This is a genomic window from Falsiroseomonas oleicola, assembly GCF_019029495.1.
GTDB classification, from domain to species: Bacteria; Pseudomonadota; Alphaproteobacteria; order Acetobacterales; family Acetobacteraceae; genus Falsiroseomonas; species Falsiroseomonas oleicola.
In genome coordinates this window covers 81,191-97,006 of sequence record NZ_JAERQM010000005.1, presented here as the reverse complement: position 1 = coordinate 97,006, position 15,816 = coordinate 81,191, and the positions used below count along the sequence as shown (strand labels likewise).

The following is a 15,816-nucleotide window of genomic DNA, read 5'->3' as shown; positions in this document are numbered from 1 at the left end:
CCTAGGCCTGTGGACTGTTGAGCTGCGGGCGCGTCCGGCGGTGCTTTTCCGCGCTGGCCGCATAACGGCCCCAACGGTCCACGACCCTAGCCTACCAGCTTCGCCAGCACCCAGGCGCCGCCCGTCGCGGCGGCGCCGATGGCCAGGGCCCGCGCGGCGCCGCCCAGTGGCGGCAGGCCCTGCGCGGCGGCTCGCAGCCCGCCCAGCGCGCAGAGCGCCAGCCCGCCGAGGCCCCAGGACCAGGCGAGCGCGCCCTGCCATCCCAGCAGATAGGGCAGCATCACCAGCAGCCCGGCCAGGACCATGGCGGCGCCGCCGGCCAGGGCCGTCCGGTCGGCGCGGATCGGATCGGGCTCCGACAGGTCCAGCTCGAAGCGCATCATGAAATCAACCCAGCGGCGGCGGTCACTGGCGATCGCCTCCACCGCATCGCGCAAAATATCGCCGCGCACGCCGTAGCGGTGCAGGATCGCCGCGACCTCCCAACGTTCCCGATCCGGGTAGAGGTGGCTCTCCTGCTCCTCCCGCAGCCGCTCCGCCTGATAATGCGCGGCGGCGTCACGCGACGCGAAGCTGCCGGACAGGCCGGCGCCGAGGCCGCAGGCCAGCGCCAGCGCCACCCCGGCCGCGCCCGTCACCGCGGGCGCCACGCCGAGCGCCGTCAAGGCCGCACCGAGCGCCACTGGAAGGACCAGCCCCGCCATCGCAGCCTCCGTCACCCCCCGCGCCAGGGCGCCGGCCAGCACATGGCCTTCCTCATGCGGCGGGCCGGGCGGCATGGGGGGCAGGCCATCGCGGCTGGGCTCGTGGCGCGACGCCTCGGCGGTGGGTGCGGTCAGCATGGCGGGACATTAGCGGCGCCGAAGCCGCCATGTCACGTGTCTTGCAGCCCTCAAGATCCTGGGAATAAAGGAGAAATCGGGAATGCGACGCATCCTCAGCGCGTCTCGATCGCGCCCGGCCGGGTGCTTCCGTCCGCCGTCCCCGCAAGGGCACGGCTGCTCGGGTTGTCGCGGCCGCTGGCCCTGTCTATAGCGACGCAGCCGGAGGACGATCTTGGCCACCACCGAACCCGATACCCAGCCCCGTACCGAGCCAACACCCGCCCAGGCGGCACAGGCTTTACTGCTTGCCCGCCCCGCCAGCGAGGAACGCCGGATGGCCGATGCCATCCGCGCGCTCGCCATCGATGCGGTGGAGCAGGCCAAATCCGGCCATCCCGGCATGCCGATGGGCATGGCCGATGTGGCCACCGTGCTGTTCAGCCGCTTCCTGAAATACGATGCCGCCGATCCGCGCTGGCCGGATCGCGACCGCTTCGTGCTCTCGGCCGGCCATGGCTCGATGCTGCTCTATTCCCTGCTGCACCTGACGGGGCAGGAGGGGATGTCCATCGAGGACATCAAGAACTTCCGGCAATTGCACTCCCCGGCCGCCGGCCATCCGGAATATGGCGAGCATCCGGGCATCGAGACCACCACCGGCCCGCTCGGCCAGGGCATCGCCACCGCCGTCGGCATGGCGCTGGCGGAGCGGATGCTGGCGGCGCGCTTCGGCAAGTCGCTGGTCGATCACCGCACCTGGGTCATCGCCTCCGACGGTGACCTGATGGAGGGCATCAGCCACGAGGCGGCCTCCTTCGCCGGGCACATGAAGCTGGAACGGCTTTGCGTGCTGTATGACGACAACAACATCTCGATCGACGGCGATACGGCGATCTCACTGTCGGACGATGCGCTGAAGCGCTTCCAGGCCTATGGCTGGGCGACCCGCCGCGTCGATGGGCACGACCACGAACAGGTCGCGGCCGCGATGGCCTGGGCGATGCGCAACCGCAAGCCGACGCTGATCGCCTGCCGCACCATCATCGGCTTCGCCGCGCCCACCAAGGCCGGCACCGCGGCCAGCCACGGCGCCCCGCTCGGCAAGGCGGAGGCGGATGCGGCCAAGGCCGCGATGGGCTGGAACCACGGCCCCTTCGAGGTGCCGGAAGGGCTGAAGGCGCGCTGGGAAGATGCCGGCCGCCGTGGCGCCGGCACCCGCCGCTCCTGGCTGAAGCGCCTGGCCAACCATGCGCAGAAGGACGAGTTCGACCGCGCGATCTCCGGCCGCCTGCCGGAATCCTGGCACGAGCCGCTGGCCGCGCTGCGGGCGAAGCATGCCGAGGACCAGCCGAAGATCGCCACCCGCATCGCCAGCCAGCGCGCGCTGGAAGCCCTGGTGCCGGCGGTGCCGGAGATGGTGGGCGGCTCGGCCGACCTGACGGGGTCGAACAATACCAACGTCAAGGGCATCCCCGCCGTCTCCCCGGGCAATTATGCCGGCCGCTACATCCATTACGGCGTGCGCGAGCATGCCATGGCGGCGGCGATGAACGGCATGGCGCTGCATGGCGGGCTGATCCCCTATTCCGGCACCTTCCTGGTCTTCGCCGACTACCTGCGCCCTGCCCTGCGGCTGGCCGCGCTGATGCACCAGCGCGTCATCCATGTGCTGACGCATGACAGCATCGGCCTCGGCGAGGATGGCCCGACGCACCAGCCGGTGGAAACGCTGGCCTCGCTGCGCATCATCCCGAACCTCGTCACCTTCCGCCCGGCCGATGCGATGGAGACGGCGGAGTGCTGGGAGCTGGCGGTGAAGCGGGCCGATGGTCCCTCCGTCCTCGCGCTGTCGCGCCAGAACCTGCCGGCGCTGCGCAGCGACCATGGCGAGAATCGCTGCGCCCGCGGCGGCTATGTGCTGGCGGAATCCTCCGGCCCACGCCGCGCGACGCTGATCGCCACCGGATCCGAGGTGCATCTGGCCATCGCCGCACGGGCGACACTTGAAGCCGAGGGCATTCCCACCGCCGTCGTCTCCCTGCCGAGCTGGGAGCTTTTCGCCTTGCAGGATGAGGGCTACCGCACCCAGGTACTGGGCGATGTGCTGCGCGTCGGCATCGAGGCGGCGCTGCCCTTCGGCTGGGACCGCTGGCTGGGGCCGGAGGGTATCTTCATCGGCATGCAGGGCTTCGGCGCCAGCGCGCCGGCCGATGAACTTTTCCGCCATTTCGGCATTACCGCGGAGGCCACCGTGGCCGCCGTGAAGAAGCGTTTGGGCTGACAATAAGGGGATAGACGACGATGACGGTGAAGGTTGCCATCAACGGCTTCGGGCGCATCGGCCGCCTGGTGCTGCGCGCCATGATCGAGAGCAACCGCACCGACGTGGAATGCGTCGCGATCAACGACCTCGGCAGCGTCGAGGCGAATGCCCATCTGTTCCGCTATGACAGCGTCCATGGCCGCTTCCCCGGCGAAGTGGCTGTGGACGGCAACAAGCTGATCATCACGGCCAATGGCCGCACCTATGCGCCGATCGTCGTCAGCGCCGAGCGGGACCCGACCAAGGTGCCATTCCAGGGCGTCGACGTCGCCATGGAATGCACCGGCATCTTCACCGCCAAGGACAAGGCGAGCGCCCTGATCACCGCGGGTGCGCGCAAGGTGCTGATTTCGGCGCCTGGCGAGAATGCCGATGCAACCATCGTCTACGGCGTGAACCACCAGGTGCTGACGAAGGAGATGACGGTCGTCTCCAACGCCTCCTGCACCACCAACTGCCTGGCGCCGATCGCCAAGGTGCTGCATGACAATTTCGGCATCGTCCGCGGCTACATGGTCACCATCCACGCCTATACCGGCGACCAGAACACCGTCGACACGCTGCACAAGGACCTGCACCGCGCCCGCGCCGCGGCGGTCTCCGCCATCCCGACGAGCACCGGCGCCGCCAAGGCCGTGGGCCTGGTGATGCCGGAACTGAAGGGCAAGCTGGACGGAACCGCCATCCGCATCCCGACCCCCAACGTCTCCCTGGTTTCGCTCGACTTCGTGCCGGCCAAGACCGAGGGCCTGACGAAGGAGGCGATCAACGCGGTGATGAAGGCGGCCTCCGAGAGCGGCCCGCTGAAGGGCATCCTCGGCTACAACACGGCGCCGCTGGTCTCGATCGACTTCAACCATGACCCGCACAGCTCCACCTTCGACGCCACCCAGACCCAGGTGGTCGATGGCGGGCTGGTCCGCGTGATGTCCTGGTACGACAATGAGTGGGGCTTTTCCAATCGCATGTCGGACACGGCAGCGCTGTTCGGCAGCCTGTGAGCCTGCCGCCCGGCGCCTGGCGCCGGGCGAACTGGCGCCTCAGAACCGGCTGAGGCGCGTTCGGGACAGCTCGAAGCCGCGGCCCTCGGCGTTGATGCATTTGAGGCCCGTGCGTTCGGCGTGACAGGTCACGCCGACGCCATCCCAGCGGTCGCCATAGCGAAGCCGGCGCGCCCCACGGTTCACCACCGTGTCACCGGCACACAACACGCGAGAGGTGCCGCGCGCGGCCAGGCTATAGGCATGGCCCCAGTCGGTTTCGCAATCCGCCGGCTGCGGCGGCCTGGCGAAGGTGAAATCGACGAGATCGCAGCGCAGCGCATTCTCCTCCACCTCGCAGAAGACGTTGCCGGAGGGCATCTGGAACCCCTCCTGGGCCAATGCGGCAACCGGAAGGGCGAGCAGGGCAAGGGTGGCGGCAGCGAGGGGCCAGCGCATTATGTGTCCTTCGTGGTGACATCCCTATCCGACCTCCCCGGCTGGGGCGGGTCGAAGAGATGCCTGCACGGAACATTGTGGTGCCGGACAGCGGTGCAAGCGGGTTCTGCGACAGGCCTCAGAACAGGCCAAGGCGGCTGCGGGACAATTCCAGGCCACCCCCCTCCGCATTGACGCAGCGCAGGCCGCTGCGCTCCGCCTGGCAGGTCACGCCTGTCCCGTCCCAGCGCTGGCCATAGTTCAGCCGGGGCAGGCCGCGATTCACCACCAGATCCCCGGCGCACAGCACCTGCGCCCTGCCGCGGGCCGCGATGCCATAGGCATGGCCCCAGTCCGAATCGCAATCCTTCGGCGCGGCCGGCCGGGCGAAGCGGAATTCGATGATCTCGCAGCGCAACGCATTCTCCATCACCTCGCAGAGCACGTTGCCCGAGGGCAACTGGAAGCCCTGCTGAGCCGATGCTACGACCGGTTGGCCGAGCAGGGTGAAAGTGGCGGCAGCGATCAGCCAGCGCATCGTCTGTCCTTTCATGACCGAACCGTTGTTCACCACCACAGGTTGAGGAGAGCCGAAGCGATGTCGTTCCGGAAGATTGATTCGCTGGACGCCCAAGGCAAGCGCGTTCTGCTGCGCGCCGACCTGAATGTGCCCGTCCGCGACGGCGTCATCACCGACAACACCCGCATCGACCGCCTGGCGCCCACCATCCGCGAACTGGCCGAGAAGGGCGCGCGCGTCATCATCTGCAGCCATTTCGACCGGCCCAAGGGCAAGCGGGTGCCGGAGATGTCGCTGAAGCCGATGGTGGCGGCGCTGGCCACGGCGCTCGGCCGCCCGGTGGCCTGGGCCGAGGATTGCGTCGGGCCGGAGGCCGAGGCCGCCGCCGCCGCCCTGGCCGATGGCGAGGTGCTGCTGCTGGAAAACACCCGCTACCATGCGGGTGAGGAGAAGAACGACCCGGCACTGGCCGCCGGCCTGGCCAGGCTGGCCGATGTCTATGTGAACGACGCCTTCTCCGCCGCCCATCGCGCCCATGCGAGCACCGAAGGCGTGGCCCATCTGCTGCCCGCCTATGCCGGCCGGCTGATGGAGGCCGAGTTGAAAGCGCTGGATGCGGCGCTCGGCAATCCGGCGCGGCCGGTGGTCGCCATCGTCGGCGGGGCCAAGATCTCTACCAAGCTGGAACTGCTGGGCAACCTGACCCGCAAGGTCAATGTGCTGGTGATCGGCGGCGCCATGGCCAATACCTTCCTGGCCGCCCAGGGCCACGCCATGGGCCGGTCGCTCCAGGAAGCGGAGATGCATGACACGGCGCGGACCATCATGGCCGAGGCCAAGGCCGCCAATTGCGAGATCCTCCTGCCGGTCGACCTGGTGGTCGCCGGCGAATTCGCCGCCCAGGCGCCACACCGCACCGTGGCGATCGACCGGGTGCCCGAGGATATGATGGCGCTGGATGTGGGGCCGGAGACGGTGGAGCTGGTGGAGAATCGCCTGCGCCAGGCTTCGACCCTGGTCTGGAACGGCCCCTTCGGCGCCTTCGAGATCCCGCCCTTCGATACGGCGACCGTGGCCGTGGCGCAGTCCGTGGCGGGCTTCACCGCCTCCTCCGGCCTGAAATCCATCGCGGGCGGTGGCGACACCGTCTCGGCCCTGCGGCATGCGGGGGTGATGGACCGGCTGACCTATGTCTCCTCCGCCGGCGGCGCCTTCCTGGAATGGCTGGAGGGCAAGACCCTGCCGGGGGTGGCGGCGCTCACGGCGGCGTGATTCACGTTTTCTCAATCCATTCACGCTTTCCACCATTGGTTGCTGGATTCTTAACGGCGGATGAGGGCACCCTGCCCTCATGCGCCCCATCCGACCGACCTCTCAGAAATCCGCCTATCGGTTTACCGCCGATTCAGATCTGCGGTTCATGGTCGTCCGCATGATCGCCATGAACTCCCTCTCCGCCTTCACGGCGGAAGTCTCCCGGACGCAGGGCGCCACGAAAACCCGTGGCGCCGGCCCCACACCCCAGGCGCTGCAGCCCCTGCAGGCGCCACAGCAGCGCACGCTGGACGCCATGCCCAGCATGCCGGGCAGCCCGCCGCCGCGCGGCTCCCTGCTCGACCTGCGGGTCTGACAAAGGCCGGGCCGCCGCCGCATTGAACGGCCGGCGGCGCGCAATTTCACGGAATCTGTCCCTGGCGTGATCCGCCACGCCTTGCGATTCCGGCGCTTCGGCGCCACCCTTGACCTATGTCGACAGAAACGTCCCGCTTCGTCCGGCGCATTCCCGATGGGGAAGACCGGGAACGGTTGACCTGTAACGACTGCGGCTACATCGCCTATGAGAACCCCAAGATCGTGGTGGGTTCAGTGGTCGAAGTGGACGGCAAGGTTCTGCTCTGCCGCCGCGCCATCCAGCCGCGGCATGGCTTCTGGACCATCCCCGCCGGCTATATGGAACTCGGCGAAACCGTCGAGGAAGGCGCCCGTCGCGAAGCGCAGGAGGAAGCCTGCGTCGACCTCGTGCTGGACGGGGTGCTGGCCGTCTATTCCATCGCCAGGATCGGCCAGGTGCAGATCCTGTTCCGCGCCCGCCTCGCCTCCCCCGGCTTCGCCCCCGGCCCGGAAAGCCTGGAGGTCCGGCTATTCGACTGGGACGAGATCCCCTGGGACTCGCTCGCCTTCCCCTCCGTCCATTGGGTGCTGGAAGCGTGGCGGGAGGCAGGGTCCGGGCCGCTCGGCGCGCCGCGCGGCAACCCGGCCGAGGATCGGCGCGGCATCACGCCATTGAGGTCCGCATGAACCGCCGCTTCCTTCTGCTGTCCACCCTCGCAGCGGCGCTGCCGGGCGCGGCATTGGCGCAGGGCAATGGCCGACGCATGTCGCTGGACATCCCGGCGCCCTCCACCCTGACCCCCCTGCCGCTGCCGCGCATCGCCCGGCCGCGTGGCGGCGGCGAACTCGCCCCCATGCCGAACCGGAACATCGAGGCCCCGCCGGACATCTTCGCCCGGCCCGACGCGCCGACGCTGGAACCGATGATCATCGATGAACGGGAAAGGGCGCGCGGTTTCACCTTCGGCCGCGAGCATCTGTCCGAACGGCAGGACGTGATCCTGAGGGACCTCGCGCCCGGCGCACGGCTGCGGATTCCGCTGGAATAGAACCAGCGGCCGGCAGCGGCGATGTCAGCGCATCGGGATCGGATACATCAGCCCGCCGCGGTTCCAAAGCGCGTTCAGGCCCCGCTCCAGCCCCAGCACGCTGCCGCGACCCAGGTTGCGCTCATAGACCTCGCCGTAATGGCCGACCTGCCGCAGCACCTGGAAGGCCCAGTCATCCGACAGGCCGAGCGGTGCGCCAAGGCCCGGCTCGGCACCCAGGATGCGGCGCACCAGCGGCGAGGGATCGGCGCGACGCGCCTCGGCATTGCTCATGCCGATCTCCCGCGCCTCGCCTTCCAGCATCACATTCACCACCCAGAAGACCAGGCTGCGCCACTGCGAATCGCCATCCCGCACCAGGGGGCCAAGCGGTTCACGGCTGATGATGTCGGGCAGCAGGACATGGGCGGTGGGGTTGGACGTGCCGGTCTGGCGCAGCGCGACCAGGCTCGACATGTCGGCGCTGACCGCATCGCATTGCCCGGCGCCATAGGCATCGCGCATGCCGGCGAAGCCCGGGGCCGCGACAGGCGTGTAGCGGATGCCGAGCCGGCGTGCCGAATCGGCCATGGCCAGTTCGTTGGACGTGCCGGTGACGACGCAGATGCGCTTTCCGTCCAGGCCGCGCGCATCGGTGAGGCGCGCGGCGCTGGGCACCAGGAATCCCTGGCCATCGTAGAAATTGATGCCTGCGGGCGACAGGCCGAGTTCGGCATCGCGCGCCATGGTCTGTGTCAGGTTGCGGGACGCGACGTCGACCCGCCCTTCCCGCAGCGCGGCGATGATCTCGGGCGTGGTGCCCTGCACGAAGCGCACCTTCTCCGCATCGCCGAGCGTGGCGGCGGCGATGGCGCGGCAGGTATCGGCATCCAGCCCGCGCAGCCGGCCCTGGGCGTCCGCCTGGGCGAAGCCGGTCAGGCCGGTATTGGTGCCGCAGATCACCGCGCCGCGGGCGCGCACCTGCGCCAGGGTGGATTGCGCCAAGGCCGGCAAGGCGCCGGTGGCGAGGACGGCAAGGCCGCCGGCGAGGCTGGCGAGAAGCTTCATGCGCATCATCCGGCCCTCAGCGCAGCGGCAGGGGGAACATCAGCCCCCCGCGTTGCCAATTGTCATTCGGCCCGCGATCCAGCCCGAAGCGGCTGCCGGCGCCGAGGTTGCGGTCGAAGACCTCGGCATAGGAGCCGACGCGCGCCAGCACCCGCTGAGACCAGTCGTCATCCAGGCCGATGGACTTGCCGAGCCCGACATCGACGCCGATCAGGCGGCGCAGGACAGGGTCGTTGGATTGCAGGGCGGCGACCAGATTCGCGCTGGTGACGCCGAACTCATCGGCCTCCAGCATCGCCTGCACCACCCAGAACACCACCTGGCGCAGCGCTTCCTCATCCTCCCGCACCAGCAGGCCGAGCGGCTCGCGGCTCAGCATGTCGTGCAGGACAACGAAGCTGTCGGGGTTCGGCATTTCCGTCACCCGACGGATGGCAAGCTGGGAGGCATCGGTGGACGCCGCATCGCAGCGCCCATCGGTCAGCGCCTGGAGCAGCGCCGTGCCGCCACCGGCCTCGACGATGGTGACATTGATGCCAAGGCGGGCCGCCTCGCTTTCCACCACCTCCCGCCCCGTGGTGCCGGCGATGCCGGTGACACAGACACGCCGGCCATCGAGGTGCCGGAAGCTGGCGATGCCGGAGGCGCGGCTGACCAGCAGGCCCTGGCCATCGAAGAAGGTGATGCCGGCGAAGGCCACGGGGCGGCCGGCCTCCCGCGAATAAGTGAAGGTGGTGTTGCGGGCCAGCAGGTCGATGCGGCGCTCGCCCAGCGCCGTCATCCCGGCATCCGGGGTGTCGATCGGGACGAAGCGCACCTTGGCCGGATCACCCAGCGCGGCGGCGGCGACGGCGCGGCAGAAATCCGCGTCGAAGCCACGCATCACGCCCTGCGCGTCGGGGGCGGCGAAGCCGGGCAGCGTGCCGGCCACCCCACAGATCAATTCGCCACGGGCGCGCAGGGCGGCCAGGCCATTGGTGGCGGGCTGGGCCAAGGCGGGGACGGAAAGCAGCAGCGCGGCCGCGGCCGCGCAAAGGGATCGCATGTTCATCTTCCTGTCCCGCCCTAGCAGCCCGAGGCCACGACGCGGCATGTCGCGCCAGCAACCCCTCGGCAGGCCTGCATGGCCTCCGCCTCCGCCTCCCGCACCGTGGCGCCGGTGGCGGAGAAGTTGCGGTTCAGCACCATGGTGCTGAGGTCGCTGGTCATCACCAGCGCATTGGGATGGCGGCTGACCGCCTGCACCAGGACAGCACAGCGGTTGACGATCTCACCCAGGAACTTGCAGGGCACGCGCCCGGCCATGGACTGGCAGGACCGCACCGCGGCGGTGTTCACCGCCAGCCGGTCCGTGGCGCCATTGCCGAAGCCATGGGCCGCCATCGGCGCATCGGTGGCGTAGATGGCGCCGAAGCGGCTGTTCGGCGGCGGCGCGGCGCTGGCCGCGCCGCCGGCCAGTTGAACGCCCATGCCGGTGCCGGCCTGCGCCGTGGCCGTGGTGCCGACCGCCTGGAAGCAGGGCCCGGCCGCGATGCCGCCGCCGAGGGCGCCGCAGACGCTGAGGCCAAGCCGCGCGAATCGCTGCGGCGGCAGCGACATGCGGTAGAGCGAACCCTCCCGGCAGCGCATGTCCCAATAGGCGGTGCGCCCCTGGTCGAAGCCCGCGAAATAGGTGGCGATGATCGCCTGGCAGGAGGCACCGCTGCCGGTGATGGCGCGAAACACCTCCGCCCGCCGGGTCGGTTCGTTCAGGGCGGAAAGCTGGTCATGGAGCGGGTTGCCCGTCTGGGCCTGGGCCGCGATGGGCAAGGCGACCAGGGAGGCGAGGGCAAGCAGGATGCGGCGCATCGTCGGCATCGTCTCCGATATGGTGCAGGCCAACCATTTGCGTGCACCGTATCGAAACTAGTCCGGCTTCATCGCCCCCGACAGGGAATTTACAAAACAATAAATGTGATCGCGAAACCGTGACCAATGTGTCGGAAGCTGCAGGAAAGCGTCCTCAATTGCCCGAGCGGGTTGTCATTCGCCCAGCCCCACCAACCCCCGCGCGAAATCGCGGGCCGTGAAGGGCCGCAGATCGCCCGCTTTTTCCCCGACGCCGACCATATGCACGGGCAGGCCGATCTCCTGCGCCAGGGCCACAACCACGCCGCCCTTGGCGCTGCCGTCCAGCTTGGTGACCGCGAGACCGGAAACCGAGACCATTTCCTTGAAAATACGCACCTGCTGCAGGGCGTTCTGACCTGTGGTTGCATCCAGGGTCAGCAGGACCGAATGCGGCGCGCTGGGGTCCAGCTTGCGGATGACCCGGATGATCTTGGCCAGTTCTTCCATCAGGGCGGATTTGTTGTGCAGCCGCCCGGCGGTGTCGATCAGCAGAACATCCATCCCCTCCGCCCGCGCCCGGGCCAGGGCGTCATGCGCCAGGCCAGCGGCGTCCGCGCCCATCTTCGCCGGCGCGACCACGGCGCAGCCGGTGCGATCGCCCCAGATCTGAAGCTGTTCGACGGCGGCGGCCCGGAAGGTGTCCCCGGCGGCGAACATCACCTTCAGCCCCTGCCCGCGATATTGCTGGCCGAGCTTGGCGATGGTGGTGGTCTTGCCGGTGCCATTCACGCCCACCACCAGCACCACATGCGGGGCGCGTTGCGGCTGGATTTCCAGCGGCTTGGCCACCGGGGCGAGGATTTCGGCGATCGCCTCGGCCAGCGCGGCCTTCACCTCCTCATCCGAGACCTCCTTGCCGAAGCGGGTCTTGCGGAAGCCCTCGACGATCCGATGCGCGGCGGCGACGCCGAGATCGGCGGCGATCAGCGTCTCCTCCAGCTCCTCCAGCGCCGCCTCATCCAGGCGGCGCTTGCGGAAGACGGTGGTGATGGCGTCCGTCAGCCGGGCGGTGGAACGCGACAGGCCGGTCTTGAGGCGGGAGAACCAGCCACCGCCCGTGGCTGATTCGGGCTCGGGCTCGCTGCTGGCGAGCGCCTCGGCCAGGGCCGCCTCGGGGTCGCGGGGCGGGGGGGGTTCGGGCGGCGGTGGCGCAGGCGGGGCCACCTCGGCCATGGGCGGGGCGGTGAAGGGCACCTGAATCGCAGGCAGCGGCGGCAAGGGCGCGACCGGCGGCGGTGGCGGTGCGGGTGGCGTCTCCAGCCCCGGGGCGGCGGGGGTGGGCGGCTGGGCCGGCGGTGGGGTGACGGGCGCGGGCGGCGCCTCCGGTTCGCGGCCGCGCAGCCGGTCCCAGAATCCCTTGAGTGCCATGGCTCAGGCTGCCTCCGCGATCAGGCCCTGGTCATCGGCGGCCAGCACCCGCATGGGGCGCAGGCTGCCAGGGGCGGGCGCGGCGCCCGCCACCCGGACCGGGGCGAAGTGTTCGGTATGGCCGCGGCCACCCTGTTCCAGCAGCACCGATTCCACCCGGCCGAGACGGCCGGCGAAGAAGGCCTGGCGTGCGTCGGCGCCGGCCTGGCGCAGCCGCGCCGCGCGTTCGCGCCGCAGCGGCACCGGCAGTTGCGGCATGCGCGCGGCCGGGGTTCCCGGGCGGGCGGAGAAGGGGAAGACGTGCAGGAAGCTCAGCCCGGCCTCCGCCACCATCTCCAGCATCCGCTGGAAATGATCCTCCGCCTCCGTCGGGAAGCCGGCGATCAGGTCGGCGCCGAGCGCGATGTCCGGCCGCAGGGCGCGGGCGCGGCGGGCCAGTTCCAGCGCCTCGGCGCGGGAATGGCGGCGCTTCATGCGCTTCAGCATCAGGTCGTCGCCATGCTGCAGGGACAGGTGCAGATGCGGCATCAGCCGGGGCTCCTCCGCCAGCAGCCGCCAGAGGTCGTCATCCATCCCGGCCGGATCGAGCGAGGACAGCCGCAGCCGCGGCAATTCCGGCACCAGCGCCAGCAGCCGCCGCACCATCTGGCCGAGGCGCGGCCGGCCGGGCAGGTCCGGGCCGTAGCTGGCGATATCTACGCCGGTCAGCACCACTTCCCGATACCCGCGCGCCACCAGGGCGCGGACCTGGTCCACCACCACGCCGAGCGGAACGGAGCGGGAGGGGCCGCGGCCATAGGGGATGACGCAGAAGGTGCAGCGATGGTCGCAGCCCTGCTGCACCTGGACCAGCGCCCGCGCGCGGCCGGCGAATTCCGTCACCGGCAGCGGCGGAGCGGATTCGGCCAGCATGATGTCCGGCACCGGCGCGGCAGGCGCCGCCGGGTCCCAGGATTCGGGGCGCAGCTTGTCTGCATTGCCGATCACCCGCGCCACGCCGGGCAGCGCCACCCAGGCCTCGGGCGCGATCTGCGCGGCGCAGCCGGTGACCAGGATGCGCGTGCCGGGGTTTTCGCGCGCCGCGCGGCGGATCGCCTGGCGCGCCTGCGCCTCGGCCTCGGCCGTCACGGCGCAGGTATTGACGATCAGCGTCGTGGCGTCGTGGCCGGCTTGTGCGGCCAGCGTCCGCATCGCCTCGGTCTCATAGGCATTCAGGCGGCAGCCGAAATTCAGCGTCCGCACGCTCATCCGGCGAAGGTCGAGAGATCAAGCGTACCCGTGAAAGCTGTGGCGACCGGGCCGGTCATCAGCACATGCCCATCCTCGCGCCATTCCATCTGAAGGTCGCCGCCGGGCATGGTGATGGTGGCGCGCCGGCCGGTCAGCCCCCGGCGATGCGCGTTCACCATGGCCGCACAGGCGCCGGAGCCGCAGGCCAGGGTAATGCCCGCCCCACGCTCCCAGATCACCAGCCGCATATGCTCCGGCGAGAGAATCTGCGCGAAGCCGATATTGGCGCGATCCGGAAAAATCGGGTCGTGTTCCAGCCCCGGCCCGATCTCCGCCACCGGCACCTGGTCCAGGTCGCGCACGAAGAAGGTGGCGTGCGGATTGCCCATGGAGCAGGCGGCCGGGTCGGCCACCGCGCCGCGCGCCAGCGGCAGGTGCAGCGTGTCGACATCCCAGGCCAGCGGCACATCCTGCCAGCCGAGCCGCGCCACGCCCATATCAGCGCGCCAGAGCCCGCCCGGCAGGCGCTCCACCGGCAGGTCGCCGGCGATGGTGCGAACCACCACCAGGTCCTTGCCCGCCTCATCCGCCACCAAAGCGGCGATGCAACGCGTGGCATTGCCGCAGGCGCCGGCCTCCGAGCCATCCGGGTTGCGGATGCGCATGAAGACATCCGCGCCGTCCCTGCCCGGCTCCATGACGATGAACTGGTCGCAGCCGATGCCGAAATGCCGGTCGGCGATGGCGGCAGCGCCGGCGGGGGTGATGGCCAGCGGTTGGGCACGCGCATCCAGCACGACGAAGTCGTTGCCCAGGCCGTGCATCTTGCGGAAGGGTATGTTCACAGCATGGATATAGGCCGCCCGGCGCGGCCATGAAACCCGCGCCGACCGTCACGCAGCCCACATCGGCCTGTCATCGCCCTGTCGTCGCCCGCGCCTAGGTTGCGCCGCGACGAAGGAGGCCTTCTGCCGTGACCCTCAGCCGCCGCAGCCTGCTCGGCGTATCGCTCGCCACCCCTGCCTTGCTGCCGCGCGTGGCCGGCGCCCAGGCCGATACACGGCCGGTGCTGCGCATCGCCGTGCAGGCGCTGCCGCCGACGCTGGAGCCGCTGGAGGCGATCTCCAATGTCGGGCTGCGCATCACCACCAATGTCTTCGACACCCTCTGGCGCCGGGATTTCCGGGCCGAGGCCGCGCAGGGCGGGCAGCACCTGACCCCCTTCCTCGCCACCAGCCTGGAACAGCGCGACCCGCTGAGCTGGGTGGCCACGCTGCGCGAAGGCGTGCGGATGCAGGATGGCACGGAGATGACCTCCGATGACGTGCTCTCCACCTTCTCCGCCGAGCGGATGTGGGGCGACCCGGTGCAGACCTTCGAGGGAAGGGTGAATTTCGGCCATCTCGCGGGCGTCGAGGCCGAGGGGCCGCGGCGCGTGGTGTTCCGCACCAAGACGCCGGACCCGGTGATGGCGCAGCGTCTGGCCGCCTATGGCGGCTGGATCCATTCCGCCAAGGCCTATGCGGAGAGCGGCCGGGACGGATTGCGGGCAAAACCGGTCGGCAGCGGCCCCTATCGCGTCGCCAGCTTCCAGCGGGACCAGCGCGCGGTGCTGGAAAGCCATGACGACTACTGGCAGGGTCGGCCGCCGGCGAAGCAGGTGGTGTTCACCGTGGTGCCGGAGGCCTCCTCCCGCCTCGCCGGCCTGCAGGCGGGCGACTACGACCTGGTGACCAACCTGCTTCCGGAACAGGTGGAGGGGCTGGCCCAGCATCCGACGCTGGAAGGCGTCGATGTGGCGCTCGATTTCGCGCATATCCTTTATTACGACACCAGCCGCCCGGCGCTGCGCGATCCGCGCGTGCGGCGCGCGCTGAACCATGCGGTGGACACGGAATTGCTGGGCCGCAGCCTCTGGGGGCCGGCCTTCCGGCCGATGCGCGCGCTGCAGATCCCGGCCTTCGGCGAGTTGTACGACGCGGACCGCGTCGGCTTCGCCTTCGACCCGGACCGGTCGCGCCGCCTGCTGCGGGAGGCCGGCTACAGGGGCGAGGAAATCGTCATCCGCATCGCCCCCGGCTACTACCTGCAGATGCTGCAGGCGGTGCAGATCGTGCAGCAGATGTGGCAGGCCGTCGGCATCAATACGCGGCTGGAAACGCGGGAGAACCTCTCCCTCATCACCCAGCCCGGCGCCGATATCCGCCCCACCTCCATCGCCTTCCGCTTCCCGGACCCGCTGGGCGGTGGCCTCGCCGTGCATCTGGCGGAGGATTACTCGCTTCAGAAGAACGGCTTCTGGCAGCCGGTGCGCTTCAACGAGCTGGTCCGCGCCCTGCGCCTGGCCAATGACCCCGCCGAGCGCAAGCGCCTTTGGCTGGCGCTGCTGGATGAGTTCGAGGCCGAAGCCCCCGCGCTGATCCTCTATCCCGTGCGCGAATATTTCGCGAAGCGCCGCGCCATCCAGTGGCAGCATCCGCCGCTGTACTACATGGACTTCCGCGCCTCGCAGCTTCGCTTCTCCTGAAGGGCCGCC

Annotated in this window: 16 protein-coding genes; 7 read left to right on the top strand and 9 right to left on the bottom strand. The window is 69.9% G+C overall.

From position 1 onward, the window contains the following. Positions 1-86: 86 nt before the first annotated feature. Positions 87-842 carry a VIT1/CCC1 transporter family protein gene (locus JJQ90_RS17065; RefSeq protein WP_216877446.1) on the bottom strand — a complete coding sequence of 252 codons (756 nt, stop codon included), beginning with the start codon at positions 840-842 and terminating at the stop codon, positions 87-89. Positions 843-1,056: 214 nt separating this feature from the next. Between JJQ90_RS17065 and tkt the strand changes: the two genes are divergently transcribed. Together tkt and gap are read left to right on the top strand one after the other, a co-directional pair. Then, entirely contained in the window at positions 1,057-3,105 is a 2,049-nt protein-coding gene (gene tkt, locus JJQ90_RS17060; RefSeq protein WP_409349079.1) for a transketolase, read from the top strand. A gap of 20 nt (positions 3,106-3,125) precedes the next feature. Beyond that, on the top strand, positions 3,126-4,148 hold the full coding sequence (gene gap / locus JJQ90_RS17055) for a type I glyceraldehyde-3-phosphate dehydrogenase (protein ID WP_216877445.1): 1,023 nt from the start codon (positions 3,126-3,128) through the stop codon (positions 4,146-4,148). A gap of 39 nt (positions 4,149-4,187) precedes the next feature. Here gap and JJQ90_RS17050 read toward each other — a convergent pair whose 3' ends face one another. Beyond that, positions 4,188-4,586: a DUF6636 domain-containing protein gene (locus tag JJQ90_RS17050; RefSeq protein WP_216877444.1), complete on the bottom strand. Its 399-nt coding sequence runs from the start codon at positions 4,584-4,586 to the stop codon at positions 4,188-4,190. 118 nt (positions 4,587-4,704) lie between these two features. Continuing rightward, a complete protein-coding gene (locus JJQ90_RS17045) occupies positions 4,705-5,103 on the bottom strand; it encodes a DUF6636 domain-containing protein (protein ID WP_216877443.1) in 399 nt (132 codons plus the stop codon). Between the two features lie 60 nt (positions 5,104-5,163). Between JJQ90_RS17045 and JJQ90_RS17040 the strand changes: the two genes are divergently transcribed. From JJQ90_RS17040 to JJQ90_RS17025, 4 genes are all read left to right on the top strand, one after another. Next, entirely contained in the window at positions 5,164-6,357 is a 1,194-nt protein-coding gene (locus tag JJQ90_RS17040) for a phosphoglycerate kinase (RefSeq protein WP_216877442.1), read from the top strand. A 160-nt stretch (positions 6,358-6,517) separates the two neighbouring features. Beyond that, positions 6,518-6,715, top strand: a complete 198-nt coding sequence (locus JJQ90_RS17035) for a hypothetical protein (protein WP_216877441.1) — start codon at positions 6,518-6,520, stop codon at positions 6,713-6,715. Positions 6,716-6,831: 116 nt separating this feature from the next. Beyond that, positions 6,832-7,383, top strand: coding sequence for an NUDIX hydrolase (locus tag JJQ90_RS17030; RefSeq protein WP_216877440.1), 552 nt, complete (start codon positions 6,832-6,834; stop codon positions 7,381-7,383). After that, entirely contained in the window at positions 7,380-7,745 is a 366-nt protein-coding gene (locus tag JJQ90_RS17025) for a hypothetical protein (protein WP_216877439.1), read from the top strand. The genes JJQ90_RS17030 and JJQ90_RS17025 overlap by 4 nt, the downstream gene beginning before the upstream one ends. A 24-nt stretch (positions 7,746-7,769) precedes the next feature. On the opposite strand, the gene JJQ90_RS17020 is transcribed toward JJQ90_RS17025, so the two are convergent. The 6 genes from JJQ90_RS17020 to dapF all read right to left on the bottom strand — a co-directional run bounded on the left by JJQ90_RS17020 (position 7,770) and on the right by dapF (position 14,104). Then, entirely contained in the window at positions 7,770-8,792 is a 1,023-nt protein-coding gene (locus tag JJQ90_RS17020; RefSeq protein WP_216877438.1) for an amino acid ABC transporter substrate-binding protein, read from the bottom strand. A gap of 16 nt (positions 8,793-8,808) precedes the next feature. Continuing rightward, on the bottom strand, positions 8,809-9,837 hold the full coding sequence (locus JJQ90_RS17015; RefSeq protein WP_216877437.1) for a transporter substrate-binding domain-containing protein: 1,029 nt from the start codon (positions 9,835-9,837) through the stop codon (positions 8,809-8,811). Between the two features lie 20 nt (positions 9,838-9,857). Beyond that, the gene (locus tag JJQ90_RS17010; RefSeq protein WP_216877436.1) at positions 9,858-10,649 is read right to left on the bottom strand and encodes a DUF4189 domain-containing protein; all 792 of its coding nucleotides are present in this window, start codon (positions 10,647-10,649) and stop codon (positions 9,858-9,860) included. A gap of 165 nt (positions 10,650-10,814) precedes the next feature. Further along, a complete protein-coding gene (gene ftsY / locus JJQ90_RS17005) occupies positions 10,815-11,855 on the bottom strand; it encodes a signal recognition particle-docking protein FtsY (RefSeq protein ID WP_457851889.1) in 1,041 nt (346 codons plus the stop codon). 198 nt (positions 11,856-12,053) lie between these two features. Further along, positions 12,054-13,298: a tRNA (N(6)-L-threonylcarbamoyladenosine(37)-C(2))-methylthiotransferase MtaB gene (gene mtaB, locus JJQ90_RS17000; protein ID WP_216877434.1), complete on the bottom strand. Its 1,245-nt coding sequence runs from the start codon at positions 13,296-13,298 to the stop codon at positions 12,054-12,056. Next, positions 13,295-14,104, bottom strand: coding sequence for a diaminopimelate epimerase (gene dapF / locus JJQ90_RS16995; protein ID WP_216877795.1), 810 nt, complete (start codon positions 14,102-14,104; stop codon positions 13,295-13,297). The genes mtaB and dapF overlap by 4 nt, the downstream gene beginning before the upstream one ends. A gap of 149 nt (positions 14,105-14,253) precedes the next feature. On the opposite strand from dapF, the gene JJQ90_RS16990 reads away from it, so the two are divergent. Continuing rightward, entirely contained in the window at positions 14,254-15,807 is a 1,554-nt protein-coding gene (locus tag JJQ90_RS16990) for an ABC transporter substrate-binding protein (protein ID WP_216877433.1), read from the top strand. The last annotated feature ends 9 nt before the right edge of the window (positions 15,808-15,816 follow it).

Excerpts from the sequence above, each read along its gene's own strand:
- JJQ90_RS17065 (WP_216877446.1), bottom strand. The coding sequence starts at position 842 with ATGCTGACCGCACCCACCGCCGAGGCGTCGCGCCACGAGCCCAGCCGC.
- gap (WP_216877445.1), top strand. The coding sequence starts at position 3,126 with ATGACGGTGAAGGTTGCCATCAACGGCTTCGGGCGCATCGGCCGCCTG.
- JJQ90_RS17050 (WP_216877444.1), bottom strand. The coding sequence starts at position 4,586 with ATGCGCTGGCCCCTCGCTGCCGCCACCCTTGCCCTGCTCGCCCTTCCG.
- JJQ90_RS17045 (WP_216877443.1), bottom strand. The coding sequence starts at position 5,103 with ATGCGCTGGCTGATCGCTGCCGCCACTTTCACCCTGCTCGGCCAACCG.
- JJQ90_RS17040 (WP_216877442.1), top strand. The coding sequence starts at position 5,164 with ATGTCGTTCCGGAAGATTGATTCGCTGGACGCCCAAGGCAAGCGCGTT.
- JJQ90_RS17035 (WP_216877441.1), top strand. The coding sequence starts at position 6,518 with ATGATCGCCATGAACTCCCTCTCCGCCTTCACGGCGGAAGTCTCCCGG.
- JJQ90_RS17030 (WP_216877440.1), top strand. The coding sequence starts at position 6,832 with ATGTCGACAGAAACGTCCCGCTTCGTCCGGCGCATTCCCGATGGGGAA.
- JJQ90_RS17025 (WP_216877439.1), top strand. The coding sequence starts at position 7,380 with ATGAACCGCCGCTTCCTTCTGCTGTCCACCCTCGCAGCGGCGCTGCCG.
- JJQ90_RS17020 (WP_216877438.1), bottom strand. The coding sequence starts at position 8,792 with ATGAAGCTTCTCGCCAGCCTCGCCGGCGGCCTTGCCGTCCTCGCCACC.
- JJQ90_RS17015 (WP_216877437.1), bottom strand. The coding sequence starts at position 9,837 with ATGCGATCCCTTTGCGCGGCCGCGGCCGCGCTGCTGCTTTCCGTCCCC.
- JJQ90_RS17010 (WP_216877436.1), bottom strand. The coding sequence starts at position 10,649 with ATGCCGACGATGCGCCGCATCCTGCTTGCCCTCGCCTCCCTGGTCGCC.
- ftsY (WP_457851889.1), bottom strand. The coding sequence starts at position 11,855 with ATGGCCGAGGTGGCCCCGCCTGCGCCACCGCCGCCCGAACCCCCCCCG.
- mtaB (WP_216877434.1), bottom strand. The coding sequence starts at position 13,298 with ATGAGCGTGCGGACGCTGAATTTCGGCTGCCGCCTGAATGCCTATGAG.
- dapF (WP_216877795.1), bottom strand. The coding sequence starts at position 14,104 with ATGCACGGCCTGGGCAACGACTTCGTCGTGCTGGATGCGCGTGCCCAA.